17 protein-coding genes are annotated in these 18146 nt (G+C 50.7%); 9 read left to right on the top strand and 8 right to left on the bottom strand.

The genetic code is table 11. The features are described 5' to 3' along the window. Nucleotides 1-4 precede the first annotated feature (4 nt). A complete protein-coding gene (locus tag ACSFC7_RS12660) occupies nucleotides 5-862 on the bottom strand; it encodes a universal stress protein (RefSeq protein WP_436343121.1) in 858 nt (285 codons plus the stop codon). 212 nt (nucleotides 863-1074) lie between these two features. Between ACSFC7_RS12660 and ACSFC7_RS12655 the strand changes: the two genes are divergently transcribed. Both ACSFC7_RS12655 and ACSFC7_RS12650 read left to right on the top strand, forming a co-directional pair. Next, nucleotides 1075-1644: a hypothetical protein gene (locus tag ACSFC7_RS12655; protein WP_436343120.1), complete on the top strand. Its 570-nt coding sequence runs from the start codon at nucleotides 1075-1077 to the stop codon at nucleotides 1642-1644. Nucleotides 1645-2168: 524 nt separating this feature from the next. Next, nucleotides 2169-3248: a CNNM domain-containing protein gene (locus ACSFC7_RS12650; protein WP_436343119.1), complete on the top strand. Its 1080-nt coding sequence runs from the start codon at nucleotides 2169-2171 to the stop codon at nucleotides 3246-3248. 199 nt (nucleotides 3249-3447) lie between these two features. On the opposite strand, the gene ACSFC7_RS12645 is transcribed toward ACSFC7_RS12650, so the two are convergent. Together ACSFC7_RS12645 and ACSFC7_RS12640 are read right to left on the bottom strand one after the other, a co-directional pair. Beyond that, nucleotides 3448-3714: a hypothetical protein gene (locus ACSFC7_RS12645; RefSeq protein ID WP_436343118.1), complete on the bottom strand. Its 267-nt coding sequence runs from the start codon at nucleotides 3712-3714 to the stop codon at nucleotides 3448-3450. 636 nt (nucleotides 3715-4350) lie between these two features. After that, nucleotides 4351-6309 carry a DUF7845 domain-containing protein gene (locus tag ACSFC7_RS12640; protein ID WP_436343117.1) on the bottom strand — a complete coding sequence of 653 codons (1959 nt, stop codon included), beginning with the start codon at nucleotides 6307-6309 and terminating at the stop codon, nucleotides 4351-4353. A gap of 692 nt (nucleotides 6310-7001) precedes the next feature. Here ACSFC7_RS12640 and ACSFC7_RS12635 point away from each other — a divergent pair. After that, nucleotides 7002-8024, top strand: coding sequence for a tyrosine-type recombinase/integrase (locus tag ACSFC7_RS12635; protein ID WP_436343116.1), 1023 nt, complete (start codon nucleotides 7002-7004; stop codon nucleotides 8022-8024). Between the two features lie 390 nt (nucleotides 8025-8414). Further along, a complete protein-coding gene (locus ACSFC7_RS12630; RefSeq protein WP_436343115.1) occupies nucleotides 8415-10253 on the top strand; it encodes a glycoside hydrolase family 99-like domain-containing protein in 1839 nt (612 codons plus the stop codon). A 1174-nt stretch (nucleotides 10254-11427) separates the two neighbouring features. On the opposite strand, the gene ACSFC7_RS12625 is transcribed toward ACSFC7_RS12630, so the two are convergent. Next, complete coding sequence (locus ACSFC7_RS12625) at nucleotides 11428-11682, bottom strand: hypothetical protein (RefSeq protein ID WP_436343114.1); 255 nt, start codon at nucleotides 11680-11682, stop codon at nucleotides 11428-11430. A 415-nt stretch (nucleotides 11683-12097) separates the two neighbouring features. On the opposite strand from ACSFC7_RS12625, the gene ACSFC7_RS12620 reads away from it, so the two are divergent. Then, entirely contained in the window at nucleotides 12098-12358 is a 261-nt protein-coding gene (locus ACSFC7_RS12620) for a hypothetical protein (protein WP_436343113.1), read from the top strand. A 144-nt stretch (nucleotides 12359-12502) separates the two neighbouring features. Here ACSFC7_RS12620 and ACSFC7_RS12615 read toward each other — a convergent pair whose 3' ends face one another. Continuing rightward, nucleotides 12503-13024, bottom strand: a complete 522-nt coding sequence (locus tag ACSFC7_RS12615; protein WP_436343112.1) for a helix-turn-helix transcriptional regulator — start codon at nucleotides 13022-13024, stop codon at nucleotides 12503-12505. 234 nt (nucleotides 13025-13258) lie between these two features. Here ACSFC7_RS12615 and ACSFC7_RS12610 point away from each other — a divergent pair, with 234 nt between their 5' ends. From ACSFC7_RS12610 to ACSFC7_RS12595, 4 genes are all read left to right on the top strand, one after another. Continuing rightward, the gene (locus tag ACSFC7_RS12610) at nucleotides 13259-13633 is read left to right on the top strand and encodes a hypothetical protein (protein ID WP_436343111.1); all 375 of its coding nucleotides are present in this window, start codon (nucleotides 13259-13261) and stop codon (nucleotides 13631-13633) included. 172 nt (nucleotides 13634-13805) lie between these two features. Next, nucleotides 13806-14147, top strand: coding sequence for a universal stress protein (locus ACSFC7_RS12605; protein ID WP_436343110.1), 342 nt, complete (start codon nucleotides 13806-13808; stop codon nucleotides 14145-14147). A 108-nt stretch (nucleotides 14148-14255) separates the two neighbouring features. Continuing rightward, nucleotides 14256-14648: a DUF7522 family protein gene (locus tag ACSFC7_RS12600; RefSeq protein WP_436343109.1), complete on the top strand. Its 393-nt coding sequence runs from the start codon at nucleotides 14256-14258 to the stop codon at nucleotides 14646-14648. A 544-nt stretch (nucleotides 14649-15192) separates the two neighbouring features. Then, entirely contained in the window at nucleotides 15193-15471 is a 279-nt protein-coding gene (locus tag ACSFC7_RS12595; protein WP_436343108.1) for a HalOD1 output domain-containing protein, read from the top strand. Between the two features lie 823 nt (nucleotides 15472-16294). Here the strand turns inward: ACSFC7_RS12595 and ACSFC7_RS12590 are convergent. From ACSFC7_RS12590 to ACSFC7_RS12580, 3 genes are all read right to left on the bottom strand, one after another. Beyond that, nucleotides 16295-16852 carry a TATA-box-binding protein gene (locus ACSFC7_RS12590; protein WP_436343107.1) on the bottom strand — a complete coding sequence of 186 codons (558 nt, stop codon included), beginning with the start codon at nucleotides 16850-16852 and terminating at the stop codon, nucleotides 16295-16297. Between the two features lie 135 nt (nucleotides 16853-16987). Then, nucleotides 16988-17767, bottom strand: coding sequence for a J domain-containing protein (locus ACSFC7_RS12585; protein ID WP_436343106.1), 780 nt, complete (start codon nucleotides 17765-17767; stop codon nucleotides 16988-16990). A gap of 61 nt (nucleotides 17768-17828) precedes the next feature. After that, complete coding sequence (locus ACSFC7_RS12580) at nucleotides 17829-18140, bottom strand: HalOD1 output domain-containing protein (protein WP_436343105.1); 312 nt, start codon at nucleotides 18138-18140, stop codon at nucleotides 17829-17831. Nucleotides 18141-18146: the final 6 nt, after the last annotated feature.

The following is an 18146-nucleotide window of genomic DNA, read 5'->3' as shown; positions in this document are numbered from 1 at the left end:
GCCCTCAGACGTCGCGGCGATTCGTCGTTAGGACGGGGGTCGACGCAGTGCGGAGTACTCGTTCGGAGATACTGCCGAGAAATCGCTCGTCCAGTCCCGTCCGACCGTGGGTTCCCATCACCACCAGATCGATCCCCGTGGCGTCGGCGTACGAAGTGATCTCTGTCGGTACCGATCCCGACTCGACGGCGGTCACGACGTCGTCGACGCCCGCGTCGTTGGCCGTTGCCTCGCCGTCCTCGAGCAGGTCCATCGCTCGACTCTCACGGTCGGATTCCCCGCCGAGCGATCCGAGGAGCTGGTCCTCGAGAACGGCGAGGAGATGGAGCGTCGCGCCGTGGTGCTTCGCGACGGCCGCGCCCATGCGCAACGCGGTCGTCGCGTGTTCGCTTCCGTCGGTCGGGACGAGGATAGACTCGTACGGATAGATCGGCGTGTTGTCGATCGCACGAACCGTCAGTACCGGCATCGGCGCCGTGTTGACGACGCGTTCGGCGACGCTCCCGACGACATATTGTTCCAAACCGTCTCGACCGTGGGTCCCCATCGCTATGAGATCGACGTCCTTCGTCTCGGCGTAGTCGACGATCGCTTCGTGGGGGACTCCCTGAACGATGTCCGTGGTAACGGGAGCGTCGCTGTCCGCAGCCCGTTCCCGCGCGTCCGAAACGATCTCGTTGCCCTCGCGCTCGAGGACGTCCACGACGTCGGTACCGATGCGGGTCTGACTCGGCTCGTTCGTGTCCGCGACGTAGAGGAGGGTGACGGGCGCGTCGTGATCGCTGGCGATCTCGAACGCGTGGTCCAGCGCTATCGTCGCCGAATCGCTCCCGTCTATGGGAACGAGAATGCGGTCGTACATGACCGTCATCGACTACGGTCCGGATCGGTATACCGTTTGATCCGACGACGGAGTGACGTCCTCCCGTCGCCGGACGTGCTCGTCGACGAAGTGGCAGTGACACGGCGAACGATTATCCGGATCCCAGTAATGGTCTAGAACGGTTCGGATTCGCCGTGACGGCACCACAACCACGCGTCCGGCGAACAGATGAAACCGGCGTTCGGCGGATCGTGAATCGCCTCTTGCACGCGGGAATTGTCGCCGCGCTTGCTGCGGGAATTCGACGTCGCGATCCGAGCGTAATTGTCAACGGTGCCCTCTCGCTGACGTTCGTCTCGTTGCCGCGGTACCTCAAACGGCGATACGACGTTCGCTTTCGCCCGTGGCAGCGGGAGTGGATCTCGACGGCTGCACTGATCCACACGCTCGGCATGCTCGGCCCGTACGATCGCGTCTGGTGGTGGGACCACCTCGCACACACGCTCTCGGGGGTGGTTTTCGCCGGCGCCGCGGATGTGGTGTACCGATCCGACATCGACGGGGAACGCCGCGCTTCGAGGCGCTCTCGAACCGCGTTCGTCGCCGGAATCACGTTCGGACTCGGTTTCGTCTGGGAGGTATTCGAATACATCGTCCACGCGCTCGGCAATCGGATCGGGTTCGACCCCCTACTCGTCCACTACGGGCGGCTCGACGCCGTGGGCGATCTCGTCTTCGACCTGCTCGGAGCGATGATTGTCCTTCTGTTCGGGCGAGACCGATTGTCCAATCTTGTCGACCCGGAGGGAGACGAATCGTAACGCCTGAACAAGCTATTCTTCCGCGGGGAGATCAACCAGTTCGACCGAACTGAGTATGTTAGTCCATAACACGGGCGCTTTCTCTTCGCCGAGATAATCATTCTCTTCGAGCACATCGATTAGCAGTAGTTGGTAGTACGGTTTCTTTATTCAGAGTTGAGAGTGAAAATCACGGTAAGTATAGGGAGTAGCTGTTACACTAACGGCTTGTTTCAGGGAGGGCGCCTTCATTTGAAAGCTAACACTGCTATGTGTCCGACTACAAATTTGATTATCAGCCAATGAACAGCAATTCGCAGAGCCAGTCAACCGAGAACTCGGGGATATACACGCAAGTATCACGGGAGAAGTATGGATAGGGATATAATTCTTATCCCCCTGGCGATGCTAATATTAATAGTTATGTTTCTTGCTGGGTTCATGAGCGACGCAGTTGCGGCAGCATTACTCACAGGTTCAATTCGGAACCAGTCTCAGACCCACTCTTCAGAAAGACAACACATCTGAGAGTGAGTCCCATGGTTATGAACTCACTCGAAATCGGAGCGCGAATCCTCGCGGGCGTCGGTCTCATCCTCATCAACGCCTACTTTGTTGCTATCGAATTCGCACTGACCCGGGCCCGTCAGTACCCTGAATCGGAATTCGACACGCCAGGGCTCCGCCGTGCCTGGGAGATGACCGACGACCTTGAGTTCTATCTGACGAGCTGCCAGATCTGGATCTCCGGTACCAGCATTGCATTGGGTGTCGTCGCCGAGCCGGGACTGGCAGCCGTGTTCGAGCCCCTCTTCCAGAACTCGTTCCCAACGTTCGCGTCGGCTGGCGCCGGATCGCTGTTCGCGTTCTTCCTCATTAACATGGTCCACCTCACCCATGGCGAGCAGACGCCGACCTACCTCGGCGTCGAGCGCTCGAAACAGGTCTGCCGGTACGGCGCGCGACCGCTGTATTGGTTCGCGTTCGTCATTTCGCCGTTCATCAAGTTCGGCGACTGGGTGGCAAAAGGAACGCTCAGACTATTCGGGATCGAGATGACCGGCGCCTGGCTCGAGGAAACCGAGACGGACGTGATCGAATCGCGGGCGAACCTCCGCCAGGAACTTGGATCGGTACTCGACCGCGGCGAAGTCTCCGATGAACGTCGCCAAGAAGTGTTAAACGCACTCGCGATCGGCGAGCAACCGATCCGCGACGCGATGGTGCCGGCTGATGAGATTGTTGCGCTGTCCACGACAATCGATCCGGAAACGAATCTCGAACGAATAGCTGACCAACCGCAGACGCGCTATCCGCTCGTCGGAGACGACCTGACTAACTTCCGAGGGATCGTCTACCTGCCGATCCTCACCAAGTACCGCGAGGACCTGCTCGAGGGCGACGTCACGTTCGCCGACATCGCGGCTCCGCCGATGACGCTCTCGCCCGACGTTGATATCAGCGACGCCATCGACCAGTTTCAGGCCGAAAATCAGGAACTCGCGCTTGTGATCGAAGACGGCATGGTTGTCGGTCTCGTCACTGTAACCGATCTGCTCGAGGCAGTAATGGGCGACATCGAAGATCCGCTGGATCAGGAACAAGTTGGATCAACCGACCGGTAAACCGCTCGGGGGACTATCCCTCGGAAACTGTCCCCGAGGAGTGATCCCATGCAATTGCTCGCGTCCGGTTTTTGTATCACAGTCGGAGGTCACCTCTGTACATCGATATCCTGGTCCCAACAGACGGGAGCGATCCAAGCATAGCCGCAATCGACCATGCTCTTGCGATCGCAGACCAAGAGACGACTACAGTTCAATATCACTCGAGATAGCCGAGTTCGCGCAGTCGCTCGCGGGTCTCCTCGTCGGCGTCGGCCAGCGCCTCGTCCGGGTCGCCGACCGCCGCATCGGGATCGTCCCACGCACCTGTCTGTTCATCGGCGCCCTTCGGAGGTTTACCGGCCCGGACGACCCCTCGAACGCCGAGACTGGACGGCTCGAGGTGACGGTCGTCGATCGACTGCCGCCGACGGACGCGGTCACCGAAGCCGTCACGAAACGGTTCCTCGATCGAGAGACGCCTCACATCGAAACGATCGAGGCGTCAGAACTCGAGATCGTCGCCCTAAAGGACGATCCGGTGCGGTTCAGCCTCGACGGAGAGCGCCGAGAGTACGAGGCCGTCGAGATCGGTGTTCGACTGCAGGCGCTCCGTGTTTGCGTGGGTAACGAGTACGTTCTGGGGACGTAACGAACGTCTTACTGACGTGACCGCCGCACTCGGTACGCTATGCGCGTGCTTCTGGTCCCCGAAGTCTACTGCCGCGGAAGCTGTCGGCCAATGGTATTTTTGTGAATTGACTTTTCCAATCACCTCTGCTGGAGCGGCTAATACTCATTTGATACAAAGTGTTATAGAGCAGCAATCCACATTACTCATTGACTGAGGATTATCCCTATTTGGCCGTCTTCTATAAACCTATTATCTCCCCCCTCCCTCCGAAGGTATAGCGGTTGGTTTGGCCCATTGGCCTTAGCCACACCCCCTAACGCGGAATTCGACCCTGCGAGTCGGATTTCTACCTGAATGTTGTAGTGTTGACATTAGCTATAACACAGGTTGGTCTCGCCGTACGTGCTATGAGACTCTAAACGAGAATAATACGGGCTAATCTAACCGAAAATAGGTGTCACAATAGTGTCGCCACTATACAGAGCCGCGCTACCGAGGTGAAATCGCAAAGCCGCGACCCTGGCCGGTGACGATTACACCGTTCTCCTCGAGGACTTCAAGAGCACGGTCGACATCGTTTGTAACCCTCGAAACAATCATATGGAGCGTCGAGTAGTTGACTCGCTCGTCGAGTTCGGCGAATTGCTTCCACGCCTTCTCGAGGTCGATCTCCTCGGGATTGATGTCGCGACCGTCCGCACCAGCTTGTCTCTCAAGTTGCTGCTCCCGTTTCCGGCGAGCAGCTTCGTAGTCCCAGGCGGCGCCAGCCCAACCCTGTTCGAGGTCACGGAAACGCTTGATCGTCCCGTCAGCGAGTTCCACTCGCATCTGGAACCCGCAGGAGTTCCCGTGTCTCTCGAGGAGTGCAACGTGGGCCTCCCTCGCGAGATTCTTCGCGTCGTCTTTATCCGAGGCGATGTAACGCGGTTTCAGCAAGGCACGACAGTCGTTTCGATTCTCGTCGATACCGACATCGTAGTTCCGGACGAATCGGTCGAGCGCGTCCGTCTCGACGTTCTGAGCGTCGTCGGCCACTTGTATTACCGTTGACCCGATCGATCGACGGAACTGCTCCTCGGCCGAACGCACGCGCTTGAGCATCGACTGAGCCGCATAGTCGCTCTCGATCGCCAACTCGCCGTAGGTGTGTTCGATAAATCCCTCGAGACGGTCAACGGCTCGTAGTATCGTATCGTAGCAATAGCCGGTCTTGTCGGCCGCGTCTTGAGGCGATATCTCACCCCCGTCAGTAAGGAGCGTACCGACGAGAGCTTCGTCAGACGGGTTCATGTCGCCCCAGAGGCGCATCACCGCAGCCTCCTGCTCACTCTCGATTTCCGGGAGCGGGCAGTCGACCAGCTTTAGTGAGCGGCGCTCGCGATCGTCGGGATCGAAGTATGCGTCTTCCTGGTACGATCCACTATCACCGCCACCACCAGTCTCGTCGAACCCGCCCCAATCGAGGAGGTTCACGAGTAACTCCTCGAGCTCGCGGCGGAGATCCTCGCAGTCGAGTTCTCTATCGTCACGCTCCCAGTAGACGGTTCGATCGGTGACGCTCGTCTGGTATCCAACCTCGAGCTTGGGATGCCAACCGAACTCGTCGGGATCGTAGTTATCGGGATCTTTCATATAGTAGTGCTTGACCTCTTTTCCGATCTCGTGTCCACGGATGATCTTCCCGGCTCGCCTATCGTCGACGACACTCGTCACGTAGTCACCGGGGCGGTCGCGATTGTCTTCGACGTGCTTCCGGAACCCGGACCGATCGGATTCTAAAAGCGAATGCATCCGAGCAATCGGACCATCCGCCGCATAGATCGGACCGGACTTCGATCGCTGGAGTCGAACGTATACCGCCGCGTCGACGATGGTGCTCGTCTGGTAGAACTCGTCGAAGTACCGGCGGGGAATCCCAAACGTCGCCGCCGCGTCTGCGAGTAAGCTGGGGTAGCGATCGAACTCGATGTTCGATCCCTGGACCTGCGCATCGATGTACGGCACACCGAGATCCATGTACCCGTTCACATCCTTGACGGGACCGGTCCATTGGCCATCGTCGTCGGTATCGGCCTTCGCTCGACGTTTCATATCGGGCCAGCGGGGCCGGAACGTGATCGTCCCACCCTTGACCCGTTGACTCTGGTCTGCTCGCTCGCCATCGTACGTTTCGTCCTCACAGACGAAGTAGAGCCGATACAGATACGCCGTCTCGAGCTTGTAGGACGGATCATCCCACGGGAGGATCGGCTGCTCGTCGTAGTCGAGACAGACGTGCCACGTCTCGTCACCGGATTCGAAAGTGCCGGACGGCTTCCCTTCGTTGGACCAATCGTGGTCCTTCCGGACGTCAGTGAGCGCGTAATACGGCTTCAATCCGTCGCGCACGAGGTGGAAGTGACCGTCGAACTCGTGGCACTGGAACCGCAGGAACTTCCGCGCGCTCACAGTAACCACCCAACTGTGAGCCGCTGTCTTCGGGTAGCGGAAGTTTCAAACCGGAACGTGCGGTCATTCCGCACGCCCGATCACCTCCGTTGGTCGGGTGATTGCTCCCGGAGAACGGAGCAGTGCGCCGCAGAGAGCCGAGGTAACTTTGGACGAGTGACCGGCTCTCGCGGTTTCCTTTCGAGTCACGGCTGACACCTCCCATCCTCGAGCGCCGGGCAGCGCTTTTCCGGATAGTCGATCTCGCAGCCGCAGAACTCACAGATCAGTGGCGCACGTTCGACACCATTCTGGCGTCGAATCACGCTAACCACCTCGATTCCCTCAGAAAACCGCCAACAGGCGTCGGCCCGCGTACGGTTTTCTGATGAAGTCTATTCTGTGAGGGAGTAGTCGTCAGCCCAAAAGTGGCGAATCCGTCCGCCTCAAGGTCCGTACCTTGCGGTGTAGAACCCTGATTATGGCGGAGAAATTGTAGTGGACTCGCCGGGAGTGCTTGCTGGCCGTCTCGCGTCCGCTCGCGGGCCAGCAGCCGGTCGACTCTGCTTGCTGCGCGTCGCAGAGTACGACAATAAACCCGGGGCCTCTGACTAGTCAATGCGGATCAGGGCCCTGGTCCCCTCCGAGTCTTCACACTCTATCAATCACCCGATGAGATCACCATATACCGGATAAGAGCGGACGGATCCGGTATGACAGAACTGCACGAAATCCCCCCCGAAAAGGCCGTAGAAGAGTATCTATCGTCACGACACGACGTAACAGAGTCGACGCTTGACAACCACCGCTATAGGCTCGAATACTTCGTTGAGTGGACCGAACAGGAATCGATCGAGTCTCTCACCGAGCTCGATGGCTTCGATCTGCAGCGGTACAAGAACTGGCGGACAAATGGAGAGTCTGCGCCTGACTGTAATCTCGTCACTATCGAACAGCATCTCCACACGCTCCGAGTGTTTCTCCGATGGGCCGAACAGGCTGATCTCGTATCGGAGAGCACCGCCGATAAAGTCGTAATACCCAATGTGAGCTCACAGGATAAGGCTCGAGATGTCGCTATCTCGCGTGAACGGGCTAAAGATCTGATCGATTACCTCTGTCGCTACGAGTGGACCTCGACGGCTCATATCGTGTTCCATACGCTGTATCACTGTGGAATGCGACGAAGTGGGCTCCGAGCGTTAGACGTCTCAGACTGGTATCCAGAAGAGCGATATCTTGACCTCCAGCATCGTCCCGAGCAAGGGACTCGTCTGAAGCTGGGAGAGCGAGGCGAGCGTCAGGTTACGGTGAATGACGAGAGACTTGTCGACGCGCTCAATGACTGGATCGAGAATCAACGTCCAAGTGTTACGGACGATCACGGACGGGAACCGCTGATCGCCTCGAACCACGGAAGAATGCACTATCAGAGTGTGACGAAGATTTGTTACAAAGTCACACGCCCTTGTTGGATCGGGGCCGAGTGTCCGCACGATAGGGATCCAGAGGAATGTGAAGCGACAGCGTACGGTAGTTACAGCAAATGTCCTAGTTCTATATCAAGCCACCCAGTGAGACGGTCTTCGATCACTCATCACCTTTCGAAGGACGTTCCAGCCGAGGTCTGCTCTCAACGTATGTCCCTATCAACGGAGACGCTTGATTTGCACTATGATGCGAGAGATAAGGAGCAACGGAGACAGAACAGAGAACGGTATCTTGATCGGTTGTAGGAGCGAACCACTAGGGTCGTCACTATACGACCGCTGTCATCCGGCCGACGCCGAATGACAACGGTCGGAGACCGCAGAGGGATGAAGAGGGCCGGGGATCACAGAGGTACCCCTTCTGTGGATCAGGCGATTTCACGGGTTTGTCAACTGGGTGAGTCAAATACCGGGACTACAGTACTCTTTATTCAGCACACCTACTCTAACAGTTATCGGAGATCTCTGTTGCTGTCCTGTTCACTCTTGACTATATCTACAATGGCTACCAAGAAACTCTCAGGGCCATACTATTCCAATAGACCATTTCTTTTATTACTCTCACATGCCATTTCATCTATGGCTAAATATGAGGAATAGTGAATGTTTTATAACTTCGATGTAAGCTTAGAGCCAATGAATCGTCGACATCTCCTCGCAGCTCTTGGAGGGATTGGGTACACCTCCATCTCGGGATGTGCAGAGAATAACACTGATGGAGATCCGGCCTCTTCAAGAAGCAATCAAGATAGAGTCCCTTCATCTTCAGTAGTCTCAGATCCAGCTGTCCTTGATCTCTCCTATGAACTTGATGACAACAAGACTGCTATCGAGAGTCGAGAATTACGCGTATCTGGTGAACTTACCATTGGATCAGACGGAACTGCGAAGATTGAACTTTCAGATGGAACTGTAATCCCAATCGATGAAGAAGAAGTGGATGCGACGATAGAACTCGATGGTGGACAGCGGTATACCCTCTCAGCAACAGTTACGAACGATAACGGGACTGATGAGGTCACCCGCCAGATAGGGTATGTGCCGTCACCGACGACAAAGGTAGACAAAGATCGTCTCATTGGAACTCATTATTATGTCTGGTGGGGTGCCGATTGGCACTGGAACGAGGGATATCCGGGAACGCCAGTTCTTGGCGAGTACAACGCTCGTGACCCCGACGTCATCGACACGCATATTGAGTGGGCAACTGCCCATGGTATCAACTGGTTCTCCGTCAGCTGGTGGGGACGCGATAGTTGGTCGGATATCACCCTTCGAGACTACTTCCCTGAAGCAGATCGCTCAGATGACATCGAAATCTCAATTCTGTACGAACCTCATGACATGCTGGATATAACTGATGGGTGGCGAGTTGACTTCGACGATCCCGCTAACAAAGAGCAATTCGTGAAAGATTTCTCCTATCTCGCAGAAACGTACTTTGACCGCGAGAACTACCTTCATATCAACGATCAGCCAGCCGTCTACATCTACCTCGCACAAGGATTCATGGGCGACGTCTCAGGTACGTTTGAAGCAGTACGTGATAAAACAGGCGTTCAACCCTACATCATTGGTGATTTCGAAGTAGGCGAATGGGAACCTGTTGATCATGACCTCATTGATCAATTTGAGGCCGTCAGTGACTATGTCCCGTTCTACGCTGATGAGGACGATGTGGAAGAGAATTACCCTGAAGAAGTTCTTTCAAACTCCCAGCAGTGGATGCTCGCATTAGAAGACAGTGATGTCAACTATATACCTGCTGTCGGACCCGCCTTTGATAAAAGCTACCACAGAGATGGCATGGATCAAGCTGTTCTCACGCCAGAACCAGAGGAGTTCGCGGAGTACTGCCGGGAAACAGTTCGGCAATTCGATCCAGATGTCAACGCTGCACTGATCACCTCATTCAATGAATGGTATGAAGGCACGATCATTGAACCAACTGAGGAATGGAACACTCGATACCTTGAAATCGTTGAGGGGAACCTCGTTACCCACGAAGAAACCTACGAGAACCGAGACCGCTACGGTCGAGTAACGATTGACTTTGAGAGCCTTATCGACGAGAAGGAGCTCAACCCAGACGCAGATAGATTTTCACGCGATCTGGCATTTGTATGCCACGAAATCACTCTCTTGGATAGTGAGTCTCAAGTTGTAGAATCTTACGATATCGGTACGAATGATGATCCAATGTTTACTGAAGGCGCCTATAATGGTGAGTCCTATAATGAGGACACTTGGCGATGGTTTGGCGGTCCGACCGGAAGAACAACGTTCCTAGTCTCCTGGGACACACTCTCGCCAGTAAGAAAACTCAGCGTGACTGGAAACGCACCGGATCATTCCACAACGATTTCGGCAACAGTCTCAATTGACGCACTCGGTGAACGCGAAATAACGTTCGACAAAGGACATACCGAGTATGAAATCTCCTTTACAAGTTTTGACACAGGATTGCAGGATTAGCGATAAACTTTGGACCCAACAGATAATTCGGGTACCGATGGAAATCAAGACGGAGAGAACCGTTATAAACAGAATGGTGGCAAATTACGGTGCGAGAAAAGGAGCAATGTAGACAGAACAAGGAACGGTATCTCGATCAACTCTAAGAGGAATTATCAGGATCGTCTCTATGCGATCGCCGTCACTCTTGACAGCTATTAGTGAAGCCGATTACTACTCCGTTACCTTCTTGACCTGTACGTAGCAGCCTCTTCACGATCAATATCGGGTACAGAATCCGCAACTACTGCTATGTAGTCTTCTTAGATTAGTGACTTGAATACGATTGGACACAGCCTAGTTGTATACAACCACTCAACTGTCCCGGGCGCTCCCTAGCCGGAACGAGGCCGGTCGCTCGCTACGCTGTGCTTCCTACGGTCCGGGCTTGCGCTCACTTTGTTTCGCGTTCCGGGCTACCGTCCATCCGGCACTCGCGCCCACCGCAACTGCAGAGGGATGATAGTAGGAGTGGTGGTATCAGTAGTAAAGGAGAGGGGATATCGCATTCTTCGGGGGACCATCCCTTAGCGGTATTGACGAAGGGTTCTCTGCTACAGCAGAAAATCATGAGTCCAAGGCTCGGCGATCTATTCTTTGATCGTTCCGAGCCGTCGTCTGTGGGACCGAATCGCACTTAGCTAAGCGACAATAGTAGAAAAAGACGATATTCGAGCAGAACCAAATCGACAATTCCCATACAAACAAATATTTCGGAATGTCTTAAGAGGAAACTAGTTTTAATACAATTAATTAATGAAATTTTATATATTAGCTGCGCAAGGTTGGTGGAAAATATTCGAGTGTTAAGAACAATCAGGAACTGGAACACGACGAAGTCTAGTTGAAGCTGACTACAACTGAGCAGACGACATGTTATCTTCCTTCTTTTGTGGTGCACGGCGATACACACTGGTACGTTCCATCAATGTCGACGTTGTAGATCTGAAAGAGGGATATATACGTATCGCTCACTGCGCAGACTACGGTACTCCACCGAAAAACAAGTCTGGTGGGGAACAGTATGTTGCAAGTCCGACTGGGCTGACGTGAGCCCGGATGTGCTTGATAACCACTATAACGAGATGACAGAAATAGAAAAGATGGAGAAGCGACGAGGGTATTTGGCTACGATTTAATCAAAGTAGCCGTATCCGATCTTACGCATTTCCTCGAGAAACGCTTTATCATCGTTAAGTCCTGACCTGAGCGCTGCTAAATAAACATCTAATTTATAGATAGACTCGTCGAACGTCGTAGTTGCTAATGCTTCGAGCACGGCCAGTCGCTCTTGGTCGCGGTCGTTGATCACGAATGCTTTCTCATTTCGACCATCCTTAGGGCTATCATATCGTACTCGATGTGGAAGATTCGACTTATTATTTGGCATGCGAATACTGTCTCAGTATATTTATTAAATCTTTATTCAGCTACTAGGTATAATTAGATGTCGGAAGAATATAGTGTGTAATAGCATATTCTCTTACCACATATCAAAAATCAAAATGATAGTCAAACCGTTTATCTTTAAGCTATATTGTAATAGGGGGCCGACGATCACTTACTAATTTTTTATACCACCGCCGTGATTCGGCTTATCTATAGGCGGAAAAGCAGTGGTAGACTAACAATTTGTACCTAGCTAAATCAGGAAGGTCCGTTTATTTTTCATCACTAGACCCAAAGATAACAATAAAAGTTTCACTATTTTGGATATGGAATAGTGACCTTCAGAGCACGATTATTAACGAGTTTCGAATATGACAATCGTCTATTCAATTTCTATTGTCTAATATATAATAAGTATGAAAAAAGCTAGCAGGCTGACCGAGCCTGGAATCGATTACGCGAAGATAGAGGGAGAGCAGACGTCTACTGCCACGAAGACCATAAAACAGAATGGAAAAAAGAAGCTAACCACGAGGGACAAAGTCTCAGCCGGTATCTCTACGACCTCATCCAAGAGGCACGCTCTTATCGGGACGGAAGTCTTCCCGTTATTGCCTCGAAAGATGAGCGAGTTGAGGAACTTCAATTCCGAATCGAAGAGCTTCAAGACGAGTTAGACCAAACTCGAGCCCAGAGGTAGACAGGATCCCGAATCACAGTTGATGATCTGGTCGAGCGGGAACTAACGGGGGGTGTGGCAAACCATCGAAGAACTACTCATGTATGTCAATGAGCAACTCGTGGAATCACTTTCGGTATAATCAGAGTCGAGGAAGAAATGCGTACAGTAGAAGTCCGAATGCGAGGTGCTGGACCATTGTTCGTTCTATGGTCGCACGAGCAGCATCTTCGTCTTCGATCGAGTATTCCTTCGTGCGTACCATGGCGTGCATCGCAAGGAGCTCTTCTTCCTCAAGTTCGTGGAGGCATGGATACACAGTGCCGGGACTCAGCTGGACATCGAAATGGTGAGTCAAGTCCGTGAGGAGTTCTTTTCCGTGTGTCTCACCATGAAGCGCAATGAGCATCAGGAGGACCTCTTCGAGGTTCTCTTTGATGATCGCCTCTTCAAACTGGAGCCCGTTTGTTGGTAAGGTGTTGACGACTTGTTCCATTAGTTCCTCAAGCTCACAGTCAATGCTAGAAATGCTGCTTTCGGTGCTTTCAATATCTTGATCCGTAGCCTGGGATCCAATGGATAGAGTATATTGTTCCGACTCATCTGACATTATTCTTCCCGCTCCTCCGAGGAAGAGTTCGGATGAGTTGATATCTTCACTCATGTAATATTGAGTTATTATTGAAAGTACTTATTATAATTGGCTAGGTTTTATCACCGAGCATTAGAAAGCTGGAAGGTGCAACTTGCACTATTATTGACTATAGCCGATGGTTTCTGCACAACAAATCGCGTTTGTTAGTAAACATAGATCCCATATCAATCTATAGAGGATATAAGTACTCTGACTCACCTCTACGGCCATCGAATTTATTGGGGATTGTAGACGTTATCTACTATGGCATCTGCCGAAGCAAACCGGCTCTACGAACAGTTTGAGGAAAGGTTTGGTGACGCCCTACGTAGTGTCTGCTACTACGATGGTGATGGGAATAATATTGAACATATCCGAGAAGAGATTGAGACAGAGTACAAAAATGGAGACTTAGACCGTGTTTTTCGAGAAGCTCGCTTAGAAGCGATCGGTAATCAGCATCAAGAGTCAATGTATATCCATGGGTCGTTGCAATGTACATTACGGTGTTTTGAAGATGCCACAGAATTACATATTATTTTAAGCGAGACTGAGGGACTTATGGCAGCAGTTGACGCTGGTGCAATTGATGATCTTAGAGGAACCATCAACCTATCTCTTGAAGCAATAGATAGTTGAAACTTCTAAAGCAATACTATCTATTGTAAGGAAATTGCGATTGGCCACTAATTATATATTCTGTCCTACTCGCAGATATGATGATACGCTCTAAATCATCATGATAACGAACGAAACAACGATATTAACTCCAATTCGATATCCATTAACAAAAAAGAGCATTCAGACGCTTATGTTTGCAAACGATATCCGAAAATCCGTCGAAAAAGGACATATTTACGTCCTTCATGTGAATCTATTTCAGAACGGTGATAAAACTCATCGGAATGACATACGTCACGCAATCTCCCCTCTCTTTGAGGAACATTCACCTACTGTAATCACTAGGAGCGGGTTTCTTGTAGAAGAAACGATTTCAACTGAAGCGATTGAGTTGGATGCAGATGTCGTGGTAATCGGTAAAAGTCAGAAGCCAAAATGGCGGCGTTTGCTCAGTATGCTCATAGGGAACGAACCTGCAGTAGAATTACATCTACAGGAGCAGACTACCGCAACAGTCGAAGTTGTTGAATGATAATTACAGCTAGGAAGGTACGGTGAGTTATATCCTATCTCAAACGTAATTATGTGGGATTTCTAGCGATTACTCTTTTCTACTTAGAGTGTAAATCGAAATCACATAATGTGCAAGAATCGCGCTGAAGAGCTAGTCACCTTCATACAACAAGAAGCGGGCACCTTAGTGCGGAGCGTAGCATACTTCGACGAAGACAAAAGAGAATTACTGTATGTAAGAGGTGATATTGAAGACTTATATTCTAAAAATGAGATACAAACCGTCTTCAATGATTTATCCTTCGATTCATTAGGAAAGGAACACACCGAACAGATGTATGTCCATGGAGAACTGAATTGCATAGTGCGTCACTTTGCTGAAGCAATAGAACTCCACTTTCCTCATGGAGAGAAATCGGGGACAGCTATCGCGTTAGATCCAAACGCGATTAAAGATTTGGGAAGTATTATTCAGTGTTTCCTTAGCGAACTCTCCGAGGATCATTCTTCATCAGTATAGTTCAATTTCATATCTATTCGTGCTGTATAAAAGTCGCGGAATCGGCCCTAAGTTTCTTAGGTTGATAGGGTATTTCTGACCCATGGGGCGACAAATACTCGTAATCCTTGGCTTCCTGGGTTCTATATATGGGGTGATCCTGTATTTCACTGGACGTCATATTTTACATACTATGTTCGGTAGTGATATGCTCAAAATGGGATCAACTGAAGGAACACTTATCACTGTTTTAGGGGTGGGTCTTGCTCTCCTCGGAACTGCAGTAGTCTGTGCAAAGCTTGCGATACTGCTTCGAATTCATGAGATGTAATTATAATATATGATTTTAAATTGTTTCAGACTTATTTAATCGATTCTCAAGAACTGTACTCGTACCAGCTATAGCACCATGCATTCGTATATACTCCAAATGTAGCATCCACCCATATTATCAAAAAAAGTTCTGTTACCTAATATATTGGCCATGAACTACAATTATGTTGCGTTCAGTTTATCGTATATGTTGCCTCATAAGAATGAATATCCGATCGCTGATGGAGGAACTATGATTGAAGTTAATTACAGTGATGACAAATCACCAACCTACGCAGTTGTGAAAGGATTGGCTGCTCTCAAGGGTATTGCCGATACAGATGTCGGCCCACTGTACGATCAGATCCAAACGGAAGCAATGGACAGATTCCTTCATCATGCCCAGGCATCCGGTTGCTATGTCGGTCTCGAATTCAAGATCGCAGAGTACACAGTTCTTGTCAAAAGTGACGAGCGTGTTCTTATCTATGATGATGATCCAGTCACTGATAATGTGGAAGCAAATCGATAGGGAAGATGATAGGTCGAGAACACAAAATTCAGCGACTGCCTGGAGCGTGTTAACTGAGAACAGTTGTAGATAACTGCATAGAACATCGTGATCCCTATGACACAAGATCAATCCACGGCCGACGAGAGCGGGAACACTACGATTAGGACAGACAACCTGCCGGATACGGCTTATGTCCAGCGAACAACGGAAAAACGCGTTTTTCATGTCTCAGAGGACTGTTCATATTGTCCAGATTCAAAGCGCACATGGAAAACAACAGCAGCCCTTGAGTGGGGAATGACACCTTGCTCGTATTGTGCTGATTCCCAGCATGATGTGGACGAGATAATACCTAACCAAAACAAAGAAATCTATCATACACTGGTTGAGATTGGCGAATCACAGACCCAAGAGGGAGAAGAGTACCACGATAAACGAGACGGTTACAGTGACAGTTAGAATCGAGAAGTCAGAAGAGATGGTCAAGATCTGAATAGCGCTGGATAATAGCGATAATCCGGTCTATATCGATAGCAAGAAATGCAGGCAATGGTATCGGTTCGGTGAGTTTGTCACGCTCAGGACATGTATAGCTGCGATGCTCTCGAGACGGTTTTTAGAACTCGAAAAGAGTAGCGACAGTAGCTATCATTCATTTTCTAATCGATTCCTCGAGCCGCATGATCAATCATCTTCAGTTCGACGTCGATCGAATCTCTGACTCACTAATGACTCTCTCCTCGTAGCGGCTACTCTTGGAATATCCATAGCCCAATAGATCCTCGAACCATCCCTGTGTCAAAATCTTCATGAGCTGATCTCTAAGGGGGAGTTGGGCTTCTCACAGAAGACCTAGATCACGGAGTTTCGTTGCAACACTCTCGATAGCGGTTTCCGCTTCTTTCGTACGTGTCCCGCCAGTGATCACCAGCTTCCCACTTCCAAACAAGAGGACGACCACATCTTGATCGTCAGGTCGATACACTAAGCCTGGGAACTGTTCCGGTTCATACTCGATCTGCTCTAATCCGAAGCCGATAGCAATCGCATTCAAGTTCAACTGTTCACCAAGATCACCAGTAGTCACGATATTCTGGATAATGATGTCAGGTTCGTCTGGGGCTTCCAGACCCAACTCTTGGAGAGTATCGAAGGTTTTCCCAAGAGCAACTTCGACGTCCTCTACGGAGGCGGCTCCTGTGCAAACAATCTTGCCAGAGCGGAATATTAGAGATGCAGCTTTCGGATTTTGCGCTCGATAAACTAAACCTGGAAAATTCTCTGGGTCAAAACGAACGCTTTCGAGATCACCAGACAACGTCTCGAGATCCAATTCCTGCTCAATGCTTGTGGAGGCGACCACGTTTTCAGTAGAGAGCGTTTCCGTCAATGAAGACATGCTTGGTATGACTAGAGATTATGAACCTGATATAAGTATTGGCAGCGATTAAAAATCGTATCAATACTTGCTGCTCTATCATTATGTCAGTAGAACCTGTTAGATAAGTGCTATTGTCGAGAATAGCGCAGAATCTTACACGAGATCGAATGGGATGCAATTAAGGGTATTTCTGACTTCTGGCTTGATATCGAAGAGATAGCGTTCAGTATCTTCTGCTGCTTCGTTTATGAGATCTTGAGTATAAATGACCGTCTTGATACTAACTTCCTTGGGAACATTCTGAGCGATGACTACTGCATCAAGTACGCGGCCGGGTTCGAGCAAGACTTGCGTAGCGCACCATCGCTCTGGAAGAGCGGTCGCGTACGGCGAGATAATATCTGATCCCTCATACATAAATCCGTCGTCACCGATGAATGTCGTGTTTGCCTGCCCGTGCCACTCTAGTGGTTTATCGCTGGTGTTTTTCACTTCGAAGAATGCAACCGGCCGCCGGATATTCGAGTTAATTTCGCCAGCGAGCGATGAAAGTAGAACATTGTCTGTCAGTGCGACAAGCGATACAGTCAATAGGTCTCCGTCAGCGCGTAACTCATAACCGGTTTTCGATCTACACACTTTTGATTTAGGATCGTATGTCGGATCAGACTCGGGCTTCGATAGGCTTCTTCCATACACATTTTCCGGATGCTTATCCTCGGTAGATTCCCTATCTTCAAGAACGCCCAAGTCTGTGTTTGTCTCCGCATCTATCCCAGTCGCCGCTTCATATGCTCGTTTAAGTTGGAAAAATCGCTCTTGAGAGCCACCGTGATCGGGATGATGTTCCTTTATCAGTGCTCGATAAGCACGCTTAATCTCCTTCTGATCGGCATCCAGAGATACCCCAAGGATGTCGTAGTGGTGTTTCATTATATCCCTATGTATGTTTGATGAATAAGATCATTCCGTATCAACCAACGCCGCCCGTTATTCAGTTGTTGGCACCACTTAAAGGAGAGATGTCGATCCGCTTTCCATTGAATATTTTTATTTTATATTTTATGTATTCAAACTCGACTATATTGTTTCCATCATAATTTTGGAAAATTGTGTCCAAAGCATCCGGGTCTATATATGCATAAATTGGTTCCATCTCCAATGGGTCAGAGTTGTCGACAGCTGCAACAGCCCTAATGACTGCCATACTTAGGCTCTCTCCTTCTCTGTTATCCCTCCAAGTAGTATACAGCACTGTATCGGTGTTCTTACTGGGTAGAACAGTATTGCGGTCTTCTTCAGTCACGTCATT

This window comes from Natronorubrum halobium, assembly GCF_051351675.1.
GTDB lineage: Archaea > Halobacteriota > Halobacteria > Halobacteriales > Natrialbaceae > Natronorubrum.
This window is presented reverse-complemented; position numbering and strand designations above follow the sequence as displayed.